The following is a 21,659-nucleotide window of genomic DNA, read 5'->3' as shown; positions in this document are numbered from 1 at the left end:
ACTGGCCGGTGGCTCACGTGGCGGCGATCGCCTGGCAGGCGGTCAAGGCGGGGGAGCCGCTCACGGTTCTGTCACTTGAGCCCGAGCTGTACGCGTGAACGGGCATCACCCCGCTCGCTCAATCCCACCTGATCGCGTCGAATGCAGACGCCGGCGCACCTCGCACGAACGGCGGCCGTTTCCACTAGAAACGGCCGCCGACTGCGTTCTCAGCGCGCGTTGCGCAGATACTCGCGCCGCGCGGTGACCAGCGTCCGCCAGCGGTTCCAACGCGTTCACCCGTCCGACCCGGAAGTCCGCCGGAGCCCAGGTGCGGTTCCTGGTCAAGCACGAGAAGGGATCTATCCGCAAAGTCGCGCAGCGCCCGCTAGTTGGAGCATGGCGGGCCCCGTTACAGCAGCCCTCCGAGCGGTAGGACCCGCTCCGTGAGCTGTCCGCGCAGTCTTCCCTGGGTGGTGGTGTCGGCTTCGGTGAGCCAGTCGGCGGGGATCAGCAGCCCGGCGTGTTCGGCGACTTCCTCGGGTGCCAGGGTGCAGAACGCGGCGACTTCGTCCAGTCGGAGTCCGTTGTCCTCAGCGCGTCCGAGTCGGCCGTCGGGGCGGGTGTGGGCGGCGGTATAGAGGGCGAGGAGTCGTGTTGTGGCGCTCAGTTTCCTCTTGTGGATCTTTCGTTCCCCGACCGTTTTCTGAGCCCATCCGGAGATCCTGGAGCGGGTGGACGTGCCAAAGGTGAACGGGCGGGGCTGCTCGGGCAGCAGTGGGGGGACGGTGAACGTGGTGAAATTTTCGGGCCGGGAAGCCAGGGTCTCCGCGATGCTGCCGGGCAGGCGCAGCCAGTCGGCTGTGACCAGCTGTTCCAGTGCCTGCTCGGCGTCGTCGAGCAGCCAGCTGGTGAGGTCTTGTCCGGTGATGTTTCCGGTGCCGGCGCGCGCGGCCCGCAGCGTGAGGAGGAGCACCGCCAGGCGCACCTCGGCCCTGGGGTGCGGGGCGTGAGCTTGGACGTCCAGCACGGCACGGGCGTGCGGGGCCTGGCTGCGGGTCAGCAGCCGTTCCATTACTGGCTCGTCCGCGCTCACAGCCTCGCCGACTGGTTATCCGAAACGGTTGGCGTGCATGTCGCGGGTGATCTGTGCGGCACTCTCGGCACGTTTCGCCTCGTGGCGCAAGGAGGCGTCGCCGGTGACGTCGGCCCACAGGGCGAATGCGCGCGCCTTTCGCTCGTGGAGTTGGGCGAGGAGGGCGAGGTCGGGTTCGGTGCTCTGTTGATAGGCGCGGAACGCGGCGCCGAGCTCGATGAGTTCCACACGGAGCACGTCGGGCTCAAGGCTGTGAGGCACGGTCCGCTGCGCGATTTTCCCCCACCGCTTCAGCCGTCGCGGCGTCGTGGCGGCGCGGGCGGGGGCACCGGAGCCGGCCCGGCGGGCGGGGAAATGGAAGTGTCGGCCAATGGGAGGGTGGGGGAGGAGGCGTGGTCGGAAAAAACGGCCGCACCACCCGTGCCCGTGCCGCCTGCTGACTGTCGCTCTGCCCCCAGGTGCCCCGCCGATTCTTGGCCCGCCCCGGCCCCGTCCCGGGCAGGGCGGAGTGGGGGCGCAGCAGTGTCCAGCACAAGGCAGTCAGGGACGGCGGCCGCGCAGCGCGCGCACAGCTCCGCGATCCGCCACAGCCGCCCGGCGCGGTCCGCGTACACCGCCAGGACCACCGGGCCCCCGCACCGCACCGACCGCTTTTGGGTGTGCCACGCACAGTCGGCGGCGCGGCACCCACACCACGCCCCGCTGCGCGGACCGCCGCCCGCGCCGATGTGGGCCAGGTGCGTATTGACGTGTCTGACCGCTGCCCTGCGTCCCGCAGCGGTACTGGGCAAGTGCAGGTCGGCGCAGGCCGGGCGGGAGCAGGAGAGTCGGACCGTGCCGGCGGAGGGGCGACCGTAGGGGTCCAGGCGCACCGTCCACAACCGGCCCACGACGCGATCCTCCTGCGTACCGGCCTCCACCGCCATGTGCGTACTCCCCGCGTCGCTAGATCCGTTGTCCGGACGGTCCCCATCATCGGGGATATCGACCGATTAGCCCCGAAGGAAAGGCAGGTTCACCCCGGCGCGTCCTGCTCGCAAGCGAAGCGCCGCCTGGCACGGCTCCCAAAAAAGAACGCTGACCGGATTCCCGCCACGGAACCCTGGGTGGGCCACCAGCGAGCTCGGGCCTTTTCGACAGCTGACCACGGTCAGTTGCAGCCGACCGGCGTGGACCTGGCCCGCATTGCCCTGCGCGCGATGGAGGCGCCGAAGAAGCGCGGCGACCAGCCCACTCGCAGACAGCGTCGCCGCCGAGGGCGGTGGCGCGACGCGACGGCCGCGATCCCCTCAACCTGGGCGACGCGATCACCGCGATGGCCGAATGGGCCTGGAACGCCCCGGCGAGCGGCGGCGATCTGCTGGCCCGCTGGGCGACTTCGTCACCGGCGTCGCACTCGGCCTGACCGGCCATACCTACGGGTCAACTTGACCCGGCCCTGAAGGGCCGGGCTTGGAGGTAGCGCCCAACCGGCTGCTGGGTTGGCTCCTCCGTCCAGACACCCGCTATGGGGTGGCTGGGACGCGTGACTCACGCCCCTCAGTCCACACGGTCTTGCCCTTGCGGGCGATGTTGTGGGACGCGTTGTCGTCCGGGTGCATGAGGGCCCCGCAGCACCGGCAGGCGAACGTCGCTTGATCGACACGGTTTTTCCGGTCGATGTGGCCGCACTCGGAGCATTGCTGGCTGGTGTACGCCGGATCGACGTACACCAGCGGCACCCCAGCCCTGCGCGCCTTGTATTCCACGAAGGCGCCGAGCTGGTGAAAGCTCCACGAGTGCAAAGAGGTCCGCTGGTCCTTGCGGAGCCGTACCCGGCTGCGGATGCCCGTCAGGTCTTCCAGGGCGATACCGGAGCCGGTGCGTTCAGCGGTGGTGACGATGCGCTTGGAGACGATGTGGTTGACGTTGGCGGTGTGCCGGGCTTCCTCCTCTGTCCGGCCGTCGTGACGGCAGGCGGCGGTCGGAAGCGACCCTGGCCGAACTGACAAAGCAGATGGCGGCGGTTGAAACCGTCCGCGCCCACTTCACCGGCAGGCCCCCGGGCCTGCATCGGGACCCTCTCGAGGGTTTCGATCAGAGACCCCCGGCACGCCGGCAGGGGTCTGTTGTTTGAGCGGGTGCGTGAGCGCGCAGTGGCCGCCCGGGCCCACGCGGCACCGCACAGCACGGGCGCGGGCGGCCCCCGCGGGCCCGCGGGGGCCGCCGCCCCGCCCCGCACCGCGTACCGCCCATGCGGCCCGGGTGGATACGGCACCGCACCTCACGCCAGGGCGTCGCACTCACTGGGTACGGCGACCCGGCCAAGGAGCTGCGACAGGAGCGCGCCCGACCTGCCGTACCGCGCTGAGGTCCCCGTCCGATCCCTGGGCAGGCCCCCGCGGGGAGCGTGGGGCGAAGGGTGATCAGGGCGAGATCGGTGCCACCGCAGCGCCTACGGGCGCCGTTCACGATCGCGATAACGGGACCACTGCATGGACCCATAAAGCCCGCTGTGCCGGATTTCGGCGAATGCCTGATATTGATCAGAAACTCATCGGGTTCTCGTCCAGGACGTAGCGGACGTGCGGGCCGCCGAAGTAGCCGCGGACGATGTGCGGTTGACGTTGGCGTCTGCGGAAGAACCTGCGGGTCTCGGCGGCGAGTTCGGCCTGGTCGCGGGCCCGGTGCTGCTTGGGCAGGCTGTGCTTGAGGTCGGCGTTGACCAGCTCGTCGGGATTCAGCTCGGGCGAGTACGGCGGCAGGAAGTGCAGCTCGACGCCGTCGGGGTGGGCGGCGAGCCAGTCCCGGACCTTCTTCGAGCGGTGGGCGGAGTGTCCGTCGACCACGAGGTGGATCTTGTGGTCGAAGTGGCCGGCGAGTCGGTCCAGGAAGCGGCACATCACCTCGGCGGTGAAGGTCTCGGTGAAGACCATGAAGTGCATCCGGCCCTTGGCGCTGATCGCGGACATGGCGTTCACCGAGAACCGGTTCCCGCTCCGCCGCACGATCGGGGTCTTGCCCTTCTCGCCCCAGGTGCGGCCGGTGACCTGGTCGGAACGGATGCCGACCTGGTCGGCGAAGAGGATCTCGCCGCCCTCGGCCTTCGCCTTCGCGCGGATCTGCGGCCAGGTCTCGGCGTGCCAGCGCGCGACGGCCTCGGGAGCCTGCTCGACGGCCCGCTTGTCCGGGCGCTGGAAGGACAGCCCCCAGCGTTTCAGGTACTTACCCACGCCAGGCTCGGTCAGCTTCACCCGGTACAGCTTCGCGATCAGCTCGCCCACCAGCCGCCGCGTCCACAACTGCCCGCCCAGACCCACCTCACAGGGCCGGTGATCGAGGACCGCCTGCCGCACCGCGGCCTGCTCGGCCTCGCACAGCACCTGATGCACCCCGACAGGCTTGCCGCGAGGCCGCATCACCAGCGCACCCCGTCCGCCGGCCCTGCCACCTCGCCCACCACTTGTCGACCGCTTTCAGCGACACCCCGAACACCGCCGCCACGTCCTCACGGTCCCGCCCCGCCACCAACGCAGCCACCGCCCGCAGGGCCTCCTGCGCCGCCGGCGACAGATGCCGCGCGTCCCCCACCAGCTCGCTCACACCACTCCAACGACCCAGAACCCAAACCGTTTTGGATCAATAGGTCTTCGTTGCGCGCAATCGGGGCTCCCGGAGAGGCGCACACGATCACCATGCGGATCGTCGGGGGGTAGAACTGTGCGCGGGCCGGGCAGCCCGGGGCAGTCGGCGCGGGCGAACACTACCTCGATGCCGGCAACCAGTCGGCCGAACTGATCACATCCGCCCGTGTCCAGGGCATCACCACGATCACCCCGGCCCTGCTGGACCAGTCGCCCCAGGCCAAGGCCGCCGCCGGTTACGACAAGGCCGCTTTAACCATCGACTGGAAGGTGCGTCGGGATCTATCGGCCGGACCGTTCACCGACGTTGATTCCCGACGCGAGTTGCTGACACTGCCCACCTTTTCCGTTCGCGATCACGGGGCTTCAGTGATCAGCACATTGGGGGAGTCCGATCAAGAAGTCATTGCGGCCCTGGTCGCTTTCGTCTTGACCTCTTGACTCAGCCATCTGCGTGCTCAGACAGCACCAGGGCCGGCACTGCCGCCGTTGACAAGCAGAATGGACTGCGATGCGCAGAGCGGCGGGTGCGTATCGGCTCGCGACGCGCGCTTTTACTCTAATGGGCCCCGGTTGCCCTACTCGCCGGCGCCGAGACCTGGGGCATCAACTGTACCCAGGCCAACAGTCAGTCGAACGCCATCGCGAGCGAACGCCAGGGCCGCAGTACGGCCGGACATTGACCCCCAGCACGGGCCCTTCGAGGATCGCCTCGCGGAAGGGCCCGCTCGCAACGATGCGGCTTCAGGATGCTTCCGCAACAAGGTCACGCGATCCGCGCGTCGCAGGGTGTTTTGGGGCATTACGTCCTAACCTCCCATAACTGTAAGAAGTCGATCGATCGCAGATCGCAAACCCGCCTCACTCCACCGGAGATGACATGTACAAGCTTCGCAAGGCTGCCGTCCTGGTCGCCGCCATCGCCGGCGTCGGACTCATGGGTGCCGGCACTGCCCACGCCGACGGCGATTACGGCCACGCCAAGGGTGGCGACCACGTCAACATCAAGCAGAGCACCAACTGTAAGTCGCACGACCTGAACCTCGACATCCTCGGCCAGGTCGGGCTGCTCAACGGCCTGCTGGGCAACGCGCTCAACGGCGAGGGCAACCCGGGCGCACAGGACACCCACATCGGTTCGACCATGGGCTGCAACAACAGCGCCTTCTAAGGTAGTGCGTGTCCGGCGGATCATCAGGGGCCGATCACCAGCACCGGACGGAGACCCGGCGCAGATACGGTCATGGTCCGCCGGACACTCCCTCGCGGTCTTTTCGTACCGATTCCACGACAGTGCCCCCGCGCCGCCATCCTCCCGCCGCTGTGCGAACGTTGTCAGGCAGTGAAACCAAGATGACGACGCGGAACCCGTCGAGTCCGTAAACAACTGGCCCGGGCATGCGCGCACCAGAAGAGCCGGCGAACGAAGTGGCCAGGCTGGCGCGCGCTGTCGCCCCTGCGGCTCCCGCTTCTCGCCCTCGCCCTCGTCCCGGCCGTCCTGAGCTTTGCCACGGCACTGGCCAACTTCGCCCGGCCCAACAACGGCGCCCAGCTGCGCTCCAGCTGGCCGGACCGTGGACGCGGCCGGGCGAAGCTGAACGTGTCCAAGCTCGGCGCGCTGGGCGAGCGGAAGTCCCTGGCGTGGCTGCGGGGACGGGTGGAGAAAATGCTCGTCAACTTGACCCGGTCCCTTCAGGGCCGGGTCAAGTTGACGGATGGCTGTGCATCGCCCCTCGGCGAACGGAACCGGGTGACGGAGTTGGGAGACGTGAACTCGTGGGTTGAGGAGGCGGTTCACGGGTTTGTCGTACGTGTCACTTCTCGGTCTGCTGCCAAACGGAGGTGAGTGCCGTGACGGGGTCGGCGTCGGCCGGCGCTGCTGGCCACCAGTCGCCGTCGTCATCCTGGAGGTAGGGGTACCAGCGGGTGTCGGGGCCCAGGCGCAACTGGATGAGGTGGTCGGTGAGGGTGAGGCGGTTGCGCCAGGCCCTGAGGGCGATCGGGGTGGTGGTCATTTCGGTGAGGGCCTCGGTCAGGGCGGTGCGGGCGGCTGTCATCGCCGTCGGGTCGGGGGCGTGGGGGTGTTCGGCGACGGTGATGCCGGTTGGGCCGCCATACCGCCAGGCGCGGGTGAGGCGAGCGAACGCGGTTGGTTTGGCACCCGTGTTCTGGATGAGGTGGTGGAACCACTCGGGGCCGCAGTTGCCGGCGGCGATCCGTGCCGCGTCCTCATGCTGGGACAGGTGCAGGCTGGTGGTGTCGCCCGTGAGCAGCCGTGCGGCGCGTGCGGCGGTGTCCGCCATGAGGCGTTCGAGGTCCGTGGCCGACAGACCGGTGCCGAGTGGCGGGGCGGCGGGCAGTGCGGCGGTGTGGGGGGCCGGTCCGGGGAGTTCAGGAAGGGGCGGAGTGTGTTCGGCCGGGGCGGCCCAGGCTGTGTAGGCGCCAGCGGCCGGGAGGCCGGCTGGGGCCGGTGGGGTGGAGGTCGCCTGGGCGGCCGTGCGGTGTGTGCGCAGTTGGGCGAGGACCTCCTCCCGTCCGCGGCCGCGCAGGGCGAACACTACGAAGGGGTCGGCGTCGATGGTGGAGGCGATGGCGTAGCAGAGCGCGGCGGCGTGTTTGCACGGGTAGCCCCAGTCGGGGCAGGAGCATTCGGGGTCGAGTTCGGTGGGCCGCGGGAGCAGGGGGACATCGGCGTGTCGGGCATCGTCCACGAGTTCGGCGGGCATCTCGCCGTCGAGGAGGGCGGCGAGATGCCCGGCTCGGGCCGCGATGGTGTCGAGGAGGGTGGCCCACTGGGTATCGGTGAGGACGGGCAGGTGGACGGCGGAGCGGTAGGGGCGGGGCCTGCTGCCTTGGACGGCGGCTCTGACCTGGCCTGGGGCGATGGTGACGGGGCCGACCCTGCCCTGGCGGGCGTAGGTGCGTCCGCGGGACAGGCGCCCCGAGTCCAGGGTGGAGTCTTCCAGGGCCGTCACCCACGCCTGGCCCCACCAGGTCGCGGCGAAGGCACGCCTGCCGCGGGCGGGCGCGCGGCGCGGGCCGGGGAGCGAGGGGCTCATGACTGCCTCCCCAGGGCGACGAGTTCGGCGAGATCGTCGTCGGACAGTTCGGTCAGAGCGGCCTCACCGGAGCCGACCACGGCGTCGGCGAGCGCGCGCTTGGATTCGAGAAGCTTCGCCACCTTGTCCTCCACGGTGCCCTCGGCGAGGAGTTTGTGGACCTGTACGGGCTTGTCCTGGCCGATGCGGTAGGCACGGTCGGTGGCCTGATCCTCGACCGCCGGGTTCCACCAGCGGTCATAGTGCACGACGTGGGTGGCTCGGGTGAGGTTGAGGCCGGTGCCCGCGGCCTTCAGGGAGAGCAGGAACACCGGCACCTCGCCGCGCTGGAAGCGATCCACCATCTCCTCGCGCGCGGTGACGGGGGTGCCGCCGTGCAGGAAGAGAGTGGGGACGCCTCGTTCCGCGAGGTGCTTCTCCAGCAGGGTCGCCATCTGCTTGTACTGGGTGAAGACCAGCACCGACTCGCCTTCGGCGGTGATGGTGTCAACCAGTTCGTCGAGCAGGTCGAGCTTGCCGGACCGCCCGCGCAGCGGATTGGACTGTCGCAGGTACTGAGCCGGGTGATTGCAGATCTGCTTCAGGGCGGTGAGCAGTTTCAGTACCAGGCCGCGTCGGGCGATGCCCTCGGCTTCCGAGATCTTCGCCATGGTCTCGCGGACCACCGCCTCGTACAGGCTCGCCTGTTCAGCCGTCAGCGGGACGACTCGGTCGGTCTCGGTCTTGGCGGGCAGTTCGGGTGCGATGCCCGGGTCGGACTTCCTGCGGCGGAGCAGGAACGGGCGGACCAGGCGGGACAGCCGTGCGGCGGCCTCGGGGTCTTCGCCCGACTCGATCGCGCGGGCGTGCCGGTCACGGAAGGCGGGGAGCGGGCCGAGGAGCCCGGGGGTGGTCCAGTCGAGGAGTGCCCACAGTTCGGAGAGGTTGTTCTCCACGGGGGTGCCGGTGAGGGCGACGCGTGCGCGGGTGGGCAGGGCACGCAGCGCACGGGCGGTGACGGCGTAGGGGTTCTTGACGTGCTGGGCCTCGTCGGCGGCGATCAGCGACCAGGCGTTCTCGGCGAGGGCCTCCCGGTCGCGGCGCAGGACACCGTAGGTGGCCAGAACGATCTCGTTCCCGGCCAGGTCCTTCAGGTGGCGGTCGCCGCCGTGGTAGCGGCGCACCGGCGTGGCCGGCGCGAACCGGGCCGCCTCGCGCTGCCAGTTGCCGAGCAGCGAGGCGGGGCAGACGACGAGCGTGGGGCCCGCGGTGGTGGGATCGGTCTGGCGGTGCAGGTGCAGAGCGAGCAAGGTGATGGTCTTGCCCAGGCCCATGTCGTCGGCGAGGCAGCCACCGAGACCGAGCTCGCACATCTCGGCCAGCCAGGCAAGACCCCGCTTCTGGTAGTCGCGCAGCGTGGCCTTCAGAGCGGCGGGCTGGGCGGCGGGGGTTCGGGATTCGGGGTCGCGGATACGGGCGACGAGGTCGCCGAGCGCTCCGGCCGCCGCGCAGCGAAGAGTTTCCCCGTCCCGCTCCACCTCGCCGGTCAGCGCGGCGCTGAGTGCCTCCATGGGGGTGAGCGGTTCCATCCGGCGGCGCCTGGCGCGGGCCACCAGCTTTGGGTCGGCGACCACCCACTGGTCGCGCAGCCGGATCAGGGGGCGGCGTGCCTCGGCGAGGGCGTCCATCTCGGCCTCGGTGAGCGGTTCGCCGCCGAGCGAGAGCTGCCAGCGGAAGTCGAGGAGGGCGTCGGCGTCGAGGAGGCCGCCTGCGCTGGAGCCGGGCGCGGTGCGTTGCCCGATCTCCGCGGTGGCGGTGAGTGCCTTGACCAGCTCGCGCGGCCAGTGCACGTCGATACCGGCGGCGCGCAGCGTGTCGGTGGCGTCGCCCAGCAGGTCGAACGCCTCGTCGTCGGTCAGCCGCAGCTGGTCCGGAGCGGCGTCCTTCAGCAGCCGGTCGAGCGGTGGCCAGAGGCGGGCGCCGCGGCGCAGCGCAAGTAGAGTCTCGGTTTCGGCGCGCGGGCCGAGCAGGCGCTCGGTCTCGGCCGGCTCGTTCCACAGCCGTGCGGCTTCCACGACGAGGGCCGGATCCGCCGCGGTGTGCAGCTGCAGGACGGCCTGGAACTGCCGGCGCCGTCCTTCGGGTACGTCGACGCGTAGCGAGACCCTGATGCCGGCGGTGAACGCGGCGGCGGTCTCCTCGGCCCACTCGCGCAGGGCGGGCACGGCACGCGTCTCGCGCCAGGCGTACGGCAGCGCTCCCATCGCGAGTGGTGCGGCAGGCGTGCGGACCAATTCGTCGGCGACCGCGTCGCAGAACTGACGTACCAGCGCGCCCGGTTCGGCGATCCGCAGCGGGGCCGGACCCGGCTCCGGCAGGCAGTGGGCGTGGGGCGGGAGTGCGGCGGCGAAGGCGTCCAGCGTCTGCCGCTGTGCGGCGGTGAAGGGGCCCGCCTGCCAGGTGTCGTAGCCGGCGGAGGTGAGGGCCGGGTGGAGACGACCATCGGCGAGCAGCCGGAGCGCGAAGCGGGCGGCTGCCTGCCAGGCGACGGCGGAGGGGTGAGGCGGCTGTGCCCCGGACAGCGCGGCAACAGCGAGGGCGACGGGCAGCGCGTAACCCTCCGCCTTACGCCGTCTGACCGAGCGGCCGTGCGGCAGCACCAGCTCCACCGCCTCCGTCTCGACGCCCGCGGGTGCCATGCTCTCAGCGGCGGCTGCCCCGGCGGGCTGCCACAGCAGCAACCGGCCGAGGCGGGCAGGCTCGCCGGGCAGGAACACCGCCGCCCAGCCGTCGTTGAGCAGACTCCGCGCCCAGGCAGCCGATTCCGGTGTGGCCAATGGCGGCACGCTCCCCGTGCCCGTGCCCTGCTCCCGTACGAGGACTCGTGCCACGCTTTCTTTCGCCTCACCGTCGTCCAGGCGGTCTTCACCGCGTCTTCGTGCACCAGCAGGTTCCGGCCCTGCTGTCACCGGCGGGAGTGGGCCTTGTTCGCCGCGGTACGCATGCGTTTGGCCAGCCGCTTGTCGACGCCGCGCAGGCCCTCACTCACTTCGGCGAGCACTTGGGCGGTGGCTGGGTGCTCCACTCGCCACAGCTCGTCCACCCGTTGTTCGAGCGCCTCCGGCGCCGTGTTCCAGTTCTCCAGGAAGCCCCGGGTCAGGTCCTCGCTCTCCCCCGCACCGGCCAGGATCGACAGCCCGTCGATGAGCAGCCACAATCCGGCCTCCTCCGCCCGCGCCGGGTCCACGGGTGCTTCTGCCCCAAGGCGCGCGCCCAGGGTCGCGGTGGCCACCTGTCGGCACCCATCGACGTCGGAGTCCGCTGCCTTGCGCAGCACACGCAGTGCCCGGGGGTCGTCGAGGTCGGCCAGCACCAGTTGGGCCACGGCGCGCTTCGCCGCTGCTTCGGGGCCGGCTCCCACGCATGCGTCGAGCAGCCCTACCGCGGCATCCGCCGCGGAGCGGTGTTCCAGCCACCCTTCGACCTCCCGGCGCATCTCCTCGGGGGAGTAGCCCAGGAGCCCCTGGAGCAGAGCGCCGGCGTCCGCTTCGGCGTACTCACCGAGCAGGGGCGCGGGCACACCACACTCCATCAGGTAGGCGCGGAGCCCGTAGCGACCGAGCGGGGTGAGCCGCATGCGGTCCCCGCGCCTGCCGTCCCGCGACCGGTCCGACGCCGACGGCAAGGTTCCTGAACCGCCCGGCTTCTGTCCGCCCATGGCGTTCAGGAGTGTGTGCAGAGTCTCCTCGGCCGAATCGTCGCCGTCACCGGGCTCGTACTTCACCGCGCCCAGCAGGGCGAGCCCTTCCCCCAGTTCCCGGAAGGACGCCGCGAACAGCGCCTGGAAGAGATCGAACTCCGGCCCGTTCTCGCCCGCCTCACGGGCCTTCGCGCGCAGGTCGTCGACGTCCACCCAGGCGTCGTCCGGGGCGTCGTACAGCAGGCCGACCAGTCCGTCGGCGATCTCGGCCGTCAACTCGCCCAGCTCACCGTGCCGCCCGTCCAGCACCCCCGACTCGCCGATCTCCTCCAGCAGATCGCCCAGCGTGGCGGCCCAGAACTCCAGAAGGTCCCCGCCGGCGAAGTCGGTCGCCGCGCCGCCCCACGCGCGGCCCCCGCTGATCGTGATCATTCCGCCGTCCACGGCGAGCCACCACGGATCGTCGAGTACGGCCACGTCCTTGGCGCTGCGCAGCGATTCCAACGCACGAGCCCGCGCGACGGCATCGGCGTACGGCGAGTCATCGCCGGCCAGCTTCCACAGCTGGAGTTCCTCGACGGCCTCACGGGCGAGCGCGGGCCGCAGTACCCGGCCGGCGGTGACCTGCCGTCCCTCGCGGCACCAAGCGGCGAGCCGCAGCGCCGCGTCGAAGAGCGGAACACCCCGCACGGCAGCGACAAGGTCCTCCTGCGGCGCCAGGGTCACCGGGCGCAGCACAGGCACATCCTCGGCCGGTCCGTCGACTCCGGCATCGACCGGATCGCCCACCCGGCACTGCCCGCAGTTACACAACGCCACGTCCTCGGCGGTCAGCCGACGGACACCGCCGCGCCCGGCCCGATCACCGGCCGGCGGCTTCGCTTTTCCGGACACCGCGTCCGGCGTCAACTGGGCCAGCCGCGCCGTGATCCCGTCCCGGTCGAAGGCCGCCGGGTCGTAACCGGCCGCCCGCAGCTCGGCGACAAGCTCACCGTACGGGCCATCCCCGGCCCCGTCCGGGGTGTCGAGGAACTCCAGCACCTCGGCCAGCCCCCACACGCCGCCGATGTCATCGGCCGGTACAACGGCGCGACGCCCGCCGACGCAGCGCACCGTCCGCTCCGCGCCGACCGGGCGCGGCAGTGTCTTCTCCAGCGTGATTCCGTGCTCCCAGTCGTCGCCGAAGTCGTAGACGTAGCGCAGCCGTGCTCCCTCCTCGGCCAGTACGTCGCCGAGCGCGTTGGCGTCCTCGTCGCCGACCCCGCGGCCGAAGCCGAGATCGATGTCGGTGAGTCGGGCCGAATCGCCGTACCCCCGGCCGAACTCGTCGGTGAAGAGGTGCAGATGGCCACCGTGCCATCCGAAGGCGATCTGGATGGCGTCGTGCAGCGTCCCGAGGGAGGTGTCGGACGGCAGCACGACGCGCCGCCACAGGGGCGGTCTCGTGCCGTGCAGCACGATCTTCAGCTGGAGATCGGACGGGGCCGACTTCCCGTCTCGCCGCATCTGCTGCTCCCACCGCACCGAGGCCACCCGAACGGCTCCATCATGGCGCTGTCGGTGTGCCCGGTTCAAACCCGGTTGTGGCGTCACCGTCCTTCCGGTATACACGGTCCCCACGCCGCCCGCAGTGGATGTTGCGTTGCCTCGCCCGCCCGCCCGCCGCTTGGTGGAGGCCGCCACCCGCACCGAACTGGCCCAGGTAGCCGGGTTCGTCGGTCATGCTGACGCCCCGCAGGTCCTTGCCGACCGGCTCGCCCGGCACCTGGAGGACCAGGTGCGGCTGGGCAGGCCGATCGCGGACCCGGTGGGCTGGCTGATCGGTCGTGGGTGGTGGGGCCTGGGGCGACCGCGGGCATGTCAGTTCGGTCGGGCGTGGTCGGCTGAGGCATAGCCTGACTCCCTATTTGAACGCGTTCAAATAGGGAGATGAGAATACCAACGCGGAGGGGTGGTCGCCTAGTCGGGGGTAGGCGCAGCGAAGGCCCCGCTGGGCGGGGGCTGTCGCCTACCGGTGCAACGCCGAGGCGCGTCCTCCCGCAGTTTTTGGCCGCATTCTCGGCAGGCCCCAGGGGCTCGATGAGCACAAGATCGCCAGCCCGCACGCGCGGCGCGCGGCACAAATCCAGACAACCCACCGGCAGGCGCGGCAGAACGCCCAGTCAGAGGACTGCTGCAAACCTGCCGGACCTCCCGGTGCTGCTCACCGTTCTCGACGGCGAACCGACCCACCGCGACGCGAGCGTGTGACCGGCCGGGGGGCGACGAACAACACGGGCCGTCAGGGGCGGTCGTTCGGCGCGATGAGAGGATGCGCGGAACGCGAGAGGTGAGGTGGGGGAAATGAGCATGGCTGTGCTGGTCCTGTCGGGGGTCCTGGCGCTCGCTGCCGGAGGATGTGTCTGTGTGGTGTGGGCGGCGCGGGGCGGCCCCAGTTGGGTGCGCGCGGTGGCTGCCGTGACACTGGCGGCGGCCGAGCTGGTGTCCTGGGCGGGCCGTACGAGCAAGAACGCGGGCTCTCGCGGCGGCTCGGACGACTGACCCCCACTGCCGCCATGGCAACGTCCGCCTCGCCGGTCGAACGGCGACCGGCAGCGCAGGCGTTCGTCTGTCGGTGGGGGCAGTGGGAGGCGCCCTTGCGCACCGAGCGCCTGGATCCACGCCTCGGATTCCTGCGGCCACATTCGCCGCTGCGCCCCTGCGGTCGGGCTGGTGCCGCAGGACTACACGCGCTGGCCCATGGACCTGCGTGCGAACATCCACCTCGGCCAGCCCCGCATCCAGGACGATGCCCTGCTGCTGGACGCCGCGCGGGCGGCCGGCGGGGACAGCGTCATTGCGAAGGTGCCGTACGGGCTCGACACCCTGGTCGCGAGCTCCAACTGGGGCGGCACGGACCTGTCGGGCGGGCAGTGGCAGAGGATCGCGGTCGCCCTCTCGGCGCTGGGGCGCTTGCGGACCTCGCTGGCGACCTTCGCTCGTTCCACTTGCCGATGACACCGTCCACCGTCGGCCATGCCCGGTGTCAGCAGTGGCTGGGATGCTGCCCGGATGGACGAGCATGCCTGGCCGCCGGGTCTACGGATCCGACCACGACGACCCTGATCCTGGCCCGCACTGAGCGCTTTCTCCTGTCCACGGACTGATGGGGGTGGTCAGTTTGCGGGTGCCTGGTAGAGGCCGCGGCCGGCGCGTTGCGCCCTGGAGGTGGCGATGAGGCGGTCGAGTGTGCTGCGTACGGCATTGATGCTGCTGGTCGTTTCGTCGCGTCCCAGTGCTTGGGCGACATCGCGGGCGCGAACGGGGCTTTGGCCGGACTTGGCGAGGACTGCCACGATCTGTTCGGTCAGCCCCCCGCTCTCCTTGGCCGGTGCGGCAGGTGCCGTCTTCTTCGCGGGCTTGGTCTTCATGCTCTTGGGCTGGGTTGCCTTCTCCGCGGGGCGGCGCTTCTGTTCCTTGGCCGTGGCCGTCGGTGCCTTCCGCTTTGCGTCGGTGGGTGCTTTGCGGGCCTTGCGGCGGGCGGTGGCCGGGGCAGTCGCGGAGGTTTCCTCGACGGACCATGCCTGGAACAACGTTACCGACCAGCTCAGGCAACGATTTTCTGCCTGGAGTACTAGGCCGCAGGGAGGTCGGCCCAGCGTGTGATCCCCTCGGTGCCAACGCGTATGCCGCAGCGGGTAGCCAACGCGGTGACGATGTCGATGCCGCGGCCGTGCTCGTCCGGGTCCGGGGCTCCCCATCCGTCACCGGCGAGGACGGGTCCCGCGTCGGTCACTTCCACGCGCAGGGCCCCATGTCCGTCGACGCGGACCCACGACAACCGCAGAGTCGCCGGTGGCAGGGCGTGGACCAGTGCGTTGGTCAGGAGCTCCGAGACCACCACGAGTGCGTCCATGATGGCGTCGGGAGACAGGCCCCACTCGGCGAGTATGTTGCGGACCCGCCCGCGGACGGCGGGCACGGCCCCCGGGGCGTGGGGCAGGGGGCAGACATGATCGACAGCGTCGGGGCCGAGGCGATCGACTGCCTTGGGATCGACGATGTTGAGCTGGGCGGCCATCTGCCCTCCTTGGCGAACGGTGCCGACGGGTGCCGACGTCACGCACGCTATGAAGTGATAAGAAACCGGTCAATAAACGTTGGTCGGCATTACCGAACGCAAGTCGAGATCGGGAGAAACCACCGTGTCATGGCCGATGTGGGACGGGGAAGGCGGATCTAGAATCGCGGTATGGCCGGTCCCGTCCAGTCCATCGAACGGGCGGCGGCAATTCTCCGCCTGCTCGCCGCGGGCCCCCGTCGGCTCGGGCTCGGGGAAGTGGCCGCCTCGCTGGGGCTGGCGAAGGGGACGACCCACGGCATTCTGCGCACCCTCCAGCACGTGGATTTCGTCGAGCAGGACGCGGCGACCGGGAAGTACCAGCTCGGGGCGGCCCTCCTGCACCTCGGCACCAGCTACCTCGATGTGAACGAACTGCGATCGCGCTCGATCAACTGGGCCGACGCCCTGGCCGCCCGCAGCGGTGAAGCGGTCCGCCTCGGCACTCCCCTGGAAGGCAGAGTGCTCGTCATCCACCACGTCTTCCGGCCGGACGACACCCTCCAGACCCTGGACGTGGGCGCACTGCTGCCCCTGCACGCCTCCTCGCTCGGAAAGGTGCTGCTGGCGTTCGGCACCGCGAACCTCGATTCGGCGGTCGACGCCGGGCTGGAGGCGTACACCCGGCACACTCTGGCCCACGCGGACGAGCTGACCCACGCCCTCGCCGAGATCCGGGAGAACGGCTGGGGCGCCGAAGTACAGGAGATGAGCATGGGGGAAGCCGGCGTCGCCGCGCCCATCAGGGGGCACGGCGGCCTCGCGGTGGGCGCCATCGGCCTGTCCGGCCCGGTCGAGCGGATCTGCGACGTCAGGGGCCGGCCGGAACTCAAGCTGCTCACCCTGCTCCGTGAGGCCGCCCGGGCGATCTCACGAAACCTGGGGGCCGCCCGCTGGTAGGTCCCTCGCGCAGCGCATCTCCACGCATCGGAAGGCGGTCCGGATCATGGTCGAACGGTATGTGATGTCCATCGACCAGGGCACCACCTCCACCCGGTGCATCCTGTTCGACCACCGCGGGCGATTGGTGTCCGTGGCCCAGCGCGAGCACCAGCAGTTCTTCCCGAAGCCCGGCTGGGTCGAGCACGACGCCCTGGAGATCTGGCGCAATCTGCGACGCATCGTGCCCGAGGCCCTGTCCGGCGCGGGCGACGGCGTCGCCGCCGAGGCCGTCTCGGCCCTGGGCATCGCGAACCAGCGCGAGACGACCGTCCTCTGGGACCGGCGGACCGGCACCCCGCTGAACAGGGCGATCGTCTGGCAGGACACCCGCACCGCCCCGCTCGTCGAAGACCTGCGCAGCGACCCGGGCGACGCGTTCTTCCTGGAACGCTGCGGCCTGGCGCCCTCGACCTACTTCTCCGCACCACGGATCCGCTGGCTCTTCGACCACGTGCCCGGTCTGGCACAGCGGGCCGCGAACGGCGACGTCCTGTTCGGCACGATGGAGTCCTGGCTGATCTGGAACCTCACCGGGGGGACGGCGGGAGGCCGCCACATCACCGACGTGACCAACGCCAGCCGCACGATGCTCATGAACATGGGCACGCTCGAATGGGACGAGGAACTGCTGGGGTTCTTCGGGATTCCGCACGCGATCCTGCCCGAGATCCGGTCCTCGGCGGAGTGGTACGGCGAGGACCGCTCGGTGCTCCCCGGCAGGCCCATCACGGCCGCGCTCGGCGATCAGCAGGCCGCGCTCTTCGGGCAGACCTGCTTCTCCCCGGGCGAGGCGAAGTGCACCTACGGAACCGGCAGCTTCCTGCTGCTCAACACCGGCACCGACGTCGTCCGGTCCAGCAATGGACTGCTCACCACCGTCGCCTACAAGATCGACGAGCAGCCCGCGGTCTACGCGCTGGAAGGCCCGATCGCCGTCACCGGCGCCCTGGTCCAGTGGTTCCGCGACCGGCTGGAACTCATCAACAGCGCACCGGGCATCGAGACCCTTGCGCGGACCGTCGAGGACAACGGCGGCTGCTACATCGTCCCGGCGTTCTCCGGTCTCTTCGCACCCCGCTGGCGCAGCGACGCACGCGGCGTCATCGTCGGCCTGACCTCGTACATCACCAAGGGGCACCTGGCCAGGGCGGCGCTGGAATCCACCGGCTGGCAGACGAAGGAGGTCGTCGACGCCATGAACGCCGACTCCTCGCTCACCCTGAGAGAGCTGAAGGTCGACGGTGGTATGACGTCCGACAACCTCCTCATGCAGATCCTGGCCGACGTCCTCGACGTGCCGGTGGTGCGGCCCATGGCGGCCGAGACCGTCTCCCTGGGCGCCGCCTACGCCGCCGGGCTGGCCGCCGGCTACTGGGCGGACCTGGAAGTGCTGCGCGGCAACTGGCACCGGGCGGCCCAATGGCTGCCGGACATGGACCCCACGCGACGGGCGTCGGAGTACGAAAACTGGCAACGGGCCGTCGAACGGTCCTTGGGCTGGATCAGACGGCCGAACGGCCCCTAGTAGGTAGCCTAGTTTCTGGCCGGTCACGGACGCAGCGATGAGTTTTTCTGGCCAGGAGAGTCTCACCACCGTTGTCGACAACACGGGAGGAACACGTGGCTCAGCTACTGAGAGTCCAGAACTTCAGCGTCTCGAGTGACGGAATCGGTGCCGGGGAGGACCAGACCATGGAGAGGCCGTTCGGTCATGTCGAGCCCGAGAGGCTGTTCGCCTGGGCCGGCGCCACGGCGAGCTGGCCCATGCGCACCGACCCCGGGGGGAGCCGGGGCCTCGACGACTACTTCACGCGGGACTACTCGCGCAACATCGGCGCCGAGATCATGGGCCGCAACAAGTTCGGGCCCCAGCGCGGGCCCTGGCCCAACCATGACTGGCGCGGCTGGTGGGGGGACGAGCCCCCGTTCCGCACCCCGGTATTCGTCCTGACCCACCACAAGCGTCCTTCGCTCACGCTCTCCGACACCACGTTCCACTTCGTCGACGGCGACCCGGCCACGGTCCTCGATCAGGCACGGGAGGCGGCGCAGGGCAAGGACGTCCGACTCGGCGGCGGGGTTACCACCATCCGGCAGTTCCTTGACGCCGACCTCGTCGACACCATGCACGTGGCGGTCTCCCCGGTGAAGCTCGGGTCCGGACTACGACTCTGGGAGTCACCCGATGAGCTGCTCGACCGGTTCTACCTCGAGGTCGTGCCCAGCCCGAGCGGTGTGACGCACCACCTGTTCTGGCGCAAGTAACACGAGGGCCTACTCGGGGATGTCTGCCTCGGACACGGCCCGTTCACCGTCCCGGTGGACGGGCCCGTCCTACGAGACCATCCAGACGAGCTACAACAACGAGCCCACCCCACCGTCACGGACATGTAATCTATGAATCGTCGCAGTTCAGAGCCCGTTCACGAGCTCCTGCGGTCGGTAAAATGGACGATCTGCACTTCCTGCGTTGGAGGGCCGCCGGCGGCGTCGAGGTGAGCAACCACTTCAAGTACGTCGCGAACGAGTTCCCGGTCACCTTGCCGTTCGTCGTCGTGCCGGTCGGGCCGGACAGCAGCGCGGCCCGGGCCGCCGAGGGGGGTAACCGCCGAGCGGGGGATGCTGCGGCACCGAGTGCGCAACCGACACGGCGGCAGGGCCGCTTCGCCCAGGTCGGCCAAAGCGCCCAGTAATTCTTCCTCATTGCTGATGGGATGGGATTTGCGATATCCACCCCCGCATGGACAGGGCACGCACAGAGTCAGGACATCGCAAGGACCGTCGGCACCAGTTTGCAGGGCGTGATGGACCCAGACCCCGTCCCCCAGGTAGGCGACGGCGGCTGCTTCGATGCTGCCCTCACCGTCCAAAACCGGCGGATAACCCGTCCATGCGTCCTCGTTCAGGACAAGAGCCAGGGATGCCGGGTAGGCGGAGCGGGTGCTCCTAGCGGCCGCAGCTGCTGCGGCCACTCCCTGCTCCATTGCCTTCCGTGCTGCATCACTGAGAGCTTGCTGGCGATACGAAGCTGCGTGACAGAGCAGCCGCTTGAACGCGGTCCTGGGCGTATCGAGCGCAGGCGTGCCGTCCATGGAGGTCCTTTCTTGCTGCTCTGTGGGGCCCGGACACCGGCCCGGCCGGAGTCGCGGCGGGCCGGAATGGGAAGAAGCGGTCCATCCGTCTCCTATGCACGGGCGGTTGTCATCTGCGGGCGGTTGCCAGCTGGCGGATGCCCCCATGCGCAGCTCGGCCAGCGCGATTCCGACCGAGGCGCAGGAGTCGGAGCAGAAGCTGCGTGGCGGCATCGTGGATCCCTGGACGTGGATGCGGACCTATCCGCGGTGCTGATCGTGCGTCCGGCGACTTCCTGACCGCAGTCTTCGGTGGGGCATACGCCGGGCGGGAGGATCGGGCGTCCGGGGCGGGAGCCGGTGCCGCTGATGACGTACTGGCCGCCAGCCCATTCCTTCTGCTTCTGGCCCCGCTGCTGGACGGGCTTCTGGCGCGCTGCGCGCCTCTCGGACCGCTGTCAGGCAGCCGCAGGCTTTGGTTGCGCGGACCTGTGGTTAGTGTGCTGGCGGTACCGCGCATGCTGCCGTGGTCGATGCTTGTCCGATGACGCTCACCGCGCCACCTCCTTGGAGTTGACGTTCGAGGCTGACACCGAGCCCAGGACGGCGGCCGGGCTGCCGGCGCACTGACGGCAGGACGAGAGCTGTGTGGTGTGGAGGGTGGTGTTCACGAGGCGGGCTCCTTCTCGGGCCGGGCCCAACACCACTGATCGAGCTGGTAGGTGGCCAGCGCGCACAGCGGGATCTGGTGGCGTTGCCCGTGTTCGTCTTCGACGGCCAGCTGGTCGGTGGCCCGGCGGATGATGAGGAGCAGTGCCGGGGCGGGGTCGGTGGTCTCGGGGCGCAGGACCCACGCCTGGCCCGGGTCGGCGAGCAGGAACGGGTCGCCGTCGAGGACGCCTTCGCAGACCAGCCGGAAGGCGACAGGTTCCGGGAGTAGGTCGTCGGCGATGAACTCGCGGACCAGGGTGCCGATGAACTGGGCGGCGCGCTGAGGGCCGATGAGGAGATCGAGGGGAAGGGAGGGCGATTGCATGTTGGTGTCCTTACTCGGGCAGGCTGTGGGTGCCCCGGGGTGGCTGGCTGGCAATCTGCTGGTGACGGAACAGCCTGCCCCGGGGCATTGCTGTGCTCAGGCGTGCGGGCGGGGCCATGCTGCGGCAGTGGTCGGGCGGGCGTGGGTACCAGGGCGTCCTTCGCGGCGGCCGTTGACGCTGCGCGTCTGGGCGTGGTGGGGGCGCGCCTGAACGACGACTCCCTTCTGCTTGCCCTCGTACATGGCCGCATCGGCCGCGCGCATCAGCACGGCCAGGTCGTGCGAGCCGACCGTGTCAGGGGTCGCGCAGCCGGCTGATACCGCGAGGGGCAGCTGCTCGCCGTCGTAGGTGACCGGCTGGGCGAGCAGGTGGGCGAGGTGCTCCAGGCGCAGGGCCTGGTGGAAGGGGTGGATGCGGGTGAGGGCGGCGAATTCGTCGCCTCCGAGCCTGCCGACCGTTCCCCGCTTGCCGGCCCATTCGGTGAGCCGGGCGCCGATCGCGGCGAGGGCGGTATCGCCGGCGGCGTGACCGAAGGCGTCATTGAGGGTCTTGAAGTGGTCGGCGTCCGCAAGGATCAGGGCCGCGTCGTGCGGGTGTCGCTCGAGGATTCGCTGCGCACGTGCGAGGAAGGGCTCGCGGCGCAGGGTGCCGGTCAGCAGATCGCGCTGGGCGGCGGCCAGGCGCCGGTGGAGGACGACGGTGTGGGCGGTCCATCCGGCCAGCGGCACGGCCGCCGCGGTGAGGTGGAGGGTCTTCCTCGGTAAGGCAGGGCTGGTCATACTGGGGCTTCCTCTCGTACTTGCTACGGGATGGGAAGCCCGGAGCAGCCGGCGTACGTGGGCAACGGAAGACGGCTGTTCCGGGCATTGCGCTGTGCGAGTTCAGGCAGTCAGCTGATGACGTGGCGGCGGGGAGCGATGTAACTGGACGGCCGGGGTGCCGTCGTGCCACTCCAGGCAGCTGTCGAGCGAGGTCGGTAGGGGCAGGTTGGCGGCCCGGTTGTCGCGTCGGGTGGGCGCCGGGTTCCACTTTCCCGGTGTGGTGGTGCGGATCGTTGGGGCGGTCGGTGTGGCT

20 protein-coding genes are annotated in these 21,659 nt (G+C 70.1%); 8 read left to right on the top strand and 12 right to left on the bottom strand.

What is annotated here, in order from left to right; translation table 11 throughout:
• Positions 1–391: 391 nt before the first annotated feature.
• A complete protein-coding gene (locus ACWIHY_RS37645; protein ID WP_454381109.1) occupies positions 392–1,054 on the bottom strand; it encodes a hypothetical protein in 663 nt (220 codons plus the stop codon).
• 36 nt (positions 1,055–1,090) lie between these two features.
• A complete protein-coding gene (locus tag ACWIHY_RS37640; protein ID WP_454381107.1) occupies positions 1,091–1,336 on the bottom strand; it encodes a hypothetical protein in 246 nt (81 codons plus the stop codon).
• 1,000 nt (positions 1,337–2,336) lie between these two features.
• On the opposite strand from ACWIHY_RS37640, the gene ACWIHY_RS37635 reads away from it, so the two are divergent.
• Entirely contained in the window at positions 2,337–2,480 is a 144-nt protein-coding gene (locus ACWIHY_RS37635; RefSeq protein ID WP_454381106.1) for a hypothetical protein, read from the top strand.
• A 100-nt stretch (positions 2,481–2,580) separates the two neighbouring features.
• Here ACWIHY_RS37635 and ACWIHY_RS37630 read toward each other — a convergent pair whose 3' ends face one another.
• Together ACWIHY_RS37630 and ACWIHY_RS37625 are read right to left on the bottom strand one after the other, a co-directional pair.
• Positions 2,581–3,066 (bottom strand): RNA-guided endonuclease InsQ/TnpB family protein, encoded by a 486-nt coding sequence (locus ACWIHY_RS37630; RefSeq protein ID WP_454381104.1) that lies wholly within the window; start codon positions 3,064–3,066, stop codon positions 2,581–2,583.
• A gap of 534 nt (positions 3,067–3,600) precedes the next feature.
• The gene (locus tag ACWIHY_RS37625) at positions 3,601–4,446 is read right to left on the bottom strand and encodes an IS630 family transposase (protein WP_454381103.1); all 846 of its coding nucleotides are present in this window, start codon (positions 4,444–4,446) and stop codon (positions 3,601–3,603) included.
• A 1,132-nt stretch (positions 4,447–5,578) separates the two neighbouring features.
• On the opposite strand from ACWIHY_RS37625, the gene ACWIHY_RS37620 reads away from it, so the two are divergent.
• Positions 5,579–5,869, top strand: coding sequence for a hypothetical protein (locus tag ACWIHY_RS37620; protein WP_454381101.1), 291 nt, complete (start codon positions 5,579–5,581; stop codon positions 5,867–5,869).
• A gap of 643 nt (positions 5,870–6,512) precedes the next feature.
• Here ACWIHY_RS37620 and ACWIHY_RS37615 read toward each other — a convergent pair.
• The 3 genes from ACWIHY_RS37615 to ACWIHY_RS37605 all read right to left on the bottom strand — a co-directional run bounded on the left by ACWIHY_RS37615 (position 6,513) and on the right by ACWIHY_RS37605 (position 12,942).
• Positions 6,513–7,757, bottom strand: coding sequence for an SWIM zinc finger family protein (locus ACWIHY_RS37615; RefSeq protein WP_454381099.1), 1,245 nt, complete (start codon positions 7,755–7,757; stop codon positions 6,513–6,515).
• Positions 7,754–10,573: an SNF2-related protein gene (locus ACWIHY_RS37610; protein ID WP_454381111.1), complete on the bottom strand. Its 2,820-nt coding sequence runs from the start codon at positions 10,571–10,573 to the stop codon at positions 7,754–7,756. Before ACWIHY_RS37610 ends, ACWIHY_RS37615 begins: the two co-directional genes overlap by 4 nt.
• Before the next feature lie 128 nt (positions 10,574–10,701).
• Positions 10,702–12,942: a plasmid pRiA4b ORF-3 family protein gene (locus ACWIHY_RS37605; protein WP_454381098.1), complete on the bottom strand. Its 2,241-nt coding sequence runs from the start codon at positions 12,940–12,942 to the stop codon at positions 10,702–10,704.
• An 843-nt stretch (positions 12,943–13,785) separates the two neighbouring features.
• Between ACWIHY_RS37605 and ACWIHY_RS37600 the strand changes: the two genes are divergently transcribed.
• Positions 13,786–13,977, top strand: a complete 192-nt coding sequence (locus ACWIHY_RS37600) for a hypothetical protein (protein ID WP_454381110.1) — start codon at positions 13,786–13,788, stop codon at positions 13,975–13,977.
• A gap of 171 nt (positions 13,978–14,148) precedes the next feature.
• Entirely contained in the window at positions 14,149–14,433 is a 285-nt protein-coding gene (locus ACWIHY_RS37595; protein ID WP_454381096.1) for a hypothetical protein, read from the top strand.
• A gap of 158 nt (positions 14,434–14,591) precedes the next feature.
• Here the strand turns inward: ACWIHY_RS37595 and ACWIHY_RS37590 are convergent, their stop codons facing one another.
• Both ACWIHY_RS37590 and ACWIHY_RS37585 read right to left on the bottom strand, forming a co-directional pair.
• Complete coding sequence (locus tag ACWIHY_RS37590) at positions 14,592–15,008, bottom strand: hypothetical protein (RefSeq protein WP_454381095.1); 417 nt, start codon at positions 15,006–15,008, stop codon at positions 14,592–14,594.
• Positions 15,009–15,049: 41 nt separating this feature from the next.
• On the bottom strand, positions 15,050–15,496 hold the full coding sequence (locus tag ACWIHY_RS37585) for an ATP-binding protein (protein WP_454381093.1): 447 nt from the start codon (positions 15,494–15,496) through the stop codon (positions 15,050–15,052).
• Positions 15,497–15,667: 171 nt separating this feature from the next.
• On the opposite strand from ACWIHY_RS37585, the gene ACWIHY_RS37580 reads away from it, so the two are divergent.
• The 4 genes from ACWIHY_RS37580 to ACWIHY_RS37565 all read left to right on the top strand — a co-directional run bounded on the left by ACWIHY_RS37580 (position 15,668) and on the right by ACWIHY_RS37565 (position 19,170).
• Positions 15,668–16,435 (top strand): IclR family transcriptional regulator, encoded by a 768-nt coding sequence (locus ACWIHY_RS37580; protein WP_454381092.1) that lies wholly within the window; start codon positions 15,668–15,670, stop codon positions 16,433–16,435.
• A gap of 46 nt (positions 16,436–16,481) precedes the next feature.
• On the top strand, positions 16,482–18,002 hold the full coding sequence (gene glpK / locus ACWIHY_RS37575; protein WP_454381090.1) for a glycerol kinase GlpK: 1,521 nt from the start codon (positions 16,482–16,484) through the stop codon (positions 18,000–18,002).
• Between the two features lie 95 nt (positions 18,003–18,097).
• A complete protein-coding gene (locus tag ACWIHY_RS37570; protein ID WP_454381088.1) occupies positions 18,098–18,742 on the top strand; it encodes a dihydrofolate reductase family protein in 645 nt (214 codons plus the stop codon).
• Between the two features lie 182 nt (positions 18,743–18,924).
• Positions 18,925–19,170: a hypothetical protein gene (locus tag ACWIHY_RS37565; RefSeq protein ID WP_454381086.1), complete on the top strand. Its 246-nt coding sequence runs from the start codon at positions 18,925–18,927 to the stop codon at positions 19,168–19,170.
• Positions 19,171–20,215: 1,045 nt separating this feature from the next.
• On the opposite strand, the gene ACWIHY_RS37560 is transcribed toward ACWIHY_RS37565, so the two are convergent.
• From ACWIHY_RS37560 to ACWIHY_RS37550, 3 genes are all read right to left on the bottom strand, one after another.
• Entirely contained in the window at positions 20,216–20,584 is a 369-nt protein-coding gene (locus ACWIHY_RS37560) for a hypothetical protein (RefSeq protein WP_454381084.1), read from the bottom strand.
• 96 nt (positions 20,585–20,680) lie between these two features.
• A complete protein-coding gene (locus ACWIHY_RS37555; protein WP_454381083.1) occupies positions 20,681–21,364 on the bottom strand; it encodes a GGDEF domain-containing protein in 684 nt (227 codons plus the stop codon).
• Between the two features lie 102 nt (positions 21,365–21,466).
• Positions 21,467–21,659, bottom strand: a 193-nt coding sequence (locus ACWIHY_RS37550) for a hypothetical protein (RefSeq protein WP_454381081.1), incomplete at its 5' end; no start/stop codon positions are given.

The sequence above is a fragment of the Streptomyces sp. NPDC055287 genome, from assembly GCF_053646035.1.
This window is presented reverse-complemented; position numbering and strand designations above follow the sequence as displayed.

What these genes read in the sequence shown, in the direction of transcription:
- ACWIHY_RS37565 (WP_454381086.1), top strand. Translation starts at nt 18,925, where the DNA reads ATGGACGATCTGCACTTCCTGCGTTGGAGGGCCGCCGGCGGCGTCGAG.
- ACWIHY_RS37585 (WP_454381093.1), bottom strand. Translation starts at nt 15,496, where the DNA reads ATGGCCGCCCAGCTCAACATCGTCGATCCCAAGGCAGTCGATCGCCTC.
- ACWIHY_RS37620 (WP_454381101.1), top strand. Translation starts at nt 5,579, where the DNA reads ATGTACAAGCTTCGCAAGGCTGCCGTCCTGGTCGCCGCCATCGCCGGC.
- ACWIHY_RS37605 (WP_454381098.1), bottom strand. Translation starts at nt 12,942, where the DNA reads ATGCGGCGAGACGGGAAGTCGGCCCCGTCCGATCTCCAGCTGAAGATC.
- ACWIHY_RS37600 (WP_454381110.1), top strand. Translation starts at nt 13,786, where the DNA reads ATGGCTGTGCTGGTCCTGTCGGGGGTCCTGGCGCTCGCTGCCGGAGGA.
- ACWIHY_RS37615 (WP_454381099.1), bottom strand. Translation starts at nt 7,757, where the DNA reads ATGAGCCCCTCGCTCCCCGGCCCGCGCCGCGCGCCCGCCCGCGGCAGG.
- ACWIHY_RS37560 (WP_454381084.1), bottom strand. Translation starts at nt 20,584, where the DNA reads ATGCAATCGCCCTCCCTTCCCCTCGATCTCCTCATCGGCCCTCAGCGC.
- ACWIHY_RS37580 (WP_454381092.1), top strand. Translation starts at nt 15,668, where the DNA reads ATGGCCGGTCCCGTCCAGTCCATCGAACGGGCGGCGGCAATTCTCCGC.
- ACWIHY_RS37645 (WP_454381109.1), bottom strand. Translation starts at nt 1,054, where the DNA reads ATGGAACGGCTGCTGACCCGCAGCCAGGCCCCGCACGCCCGTGCCGTG.
- ACWIHY_RS37555 (WP_454381083.1), bottom strand. Translation starts at nt 21,364, where the DNA reads ATGACCAGCCCTGCCTTACCGAGGAAGACCCTCCACCTCACCGCGGCG.
- glpK (WP_454381090.1), top strand. Translation starts at nt 16,482, where the DNA reads ATGGTCGAACGGTATGTGATGTCCATCGACCAGGGCACCACCTCCACC.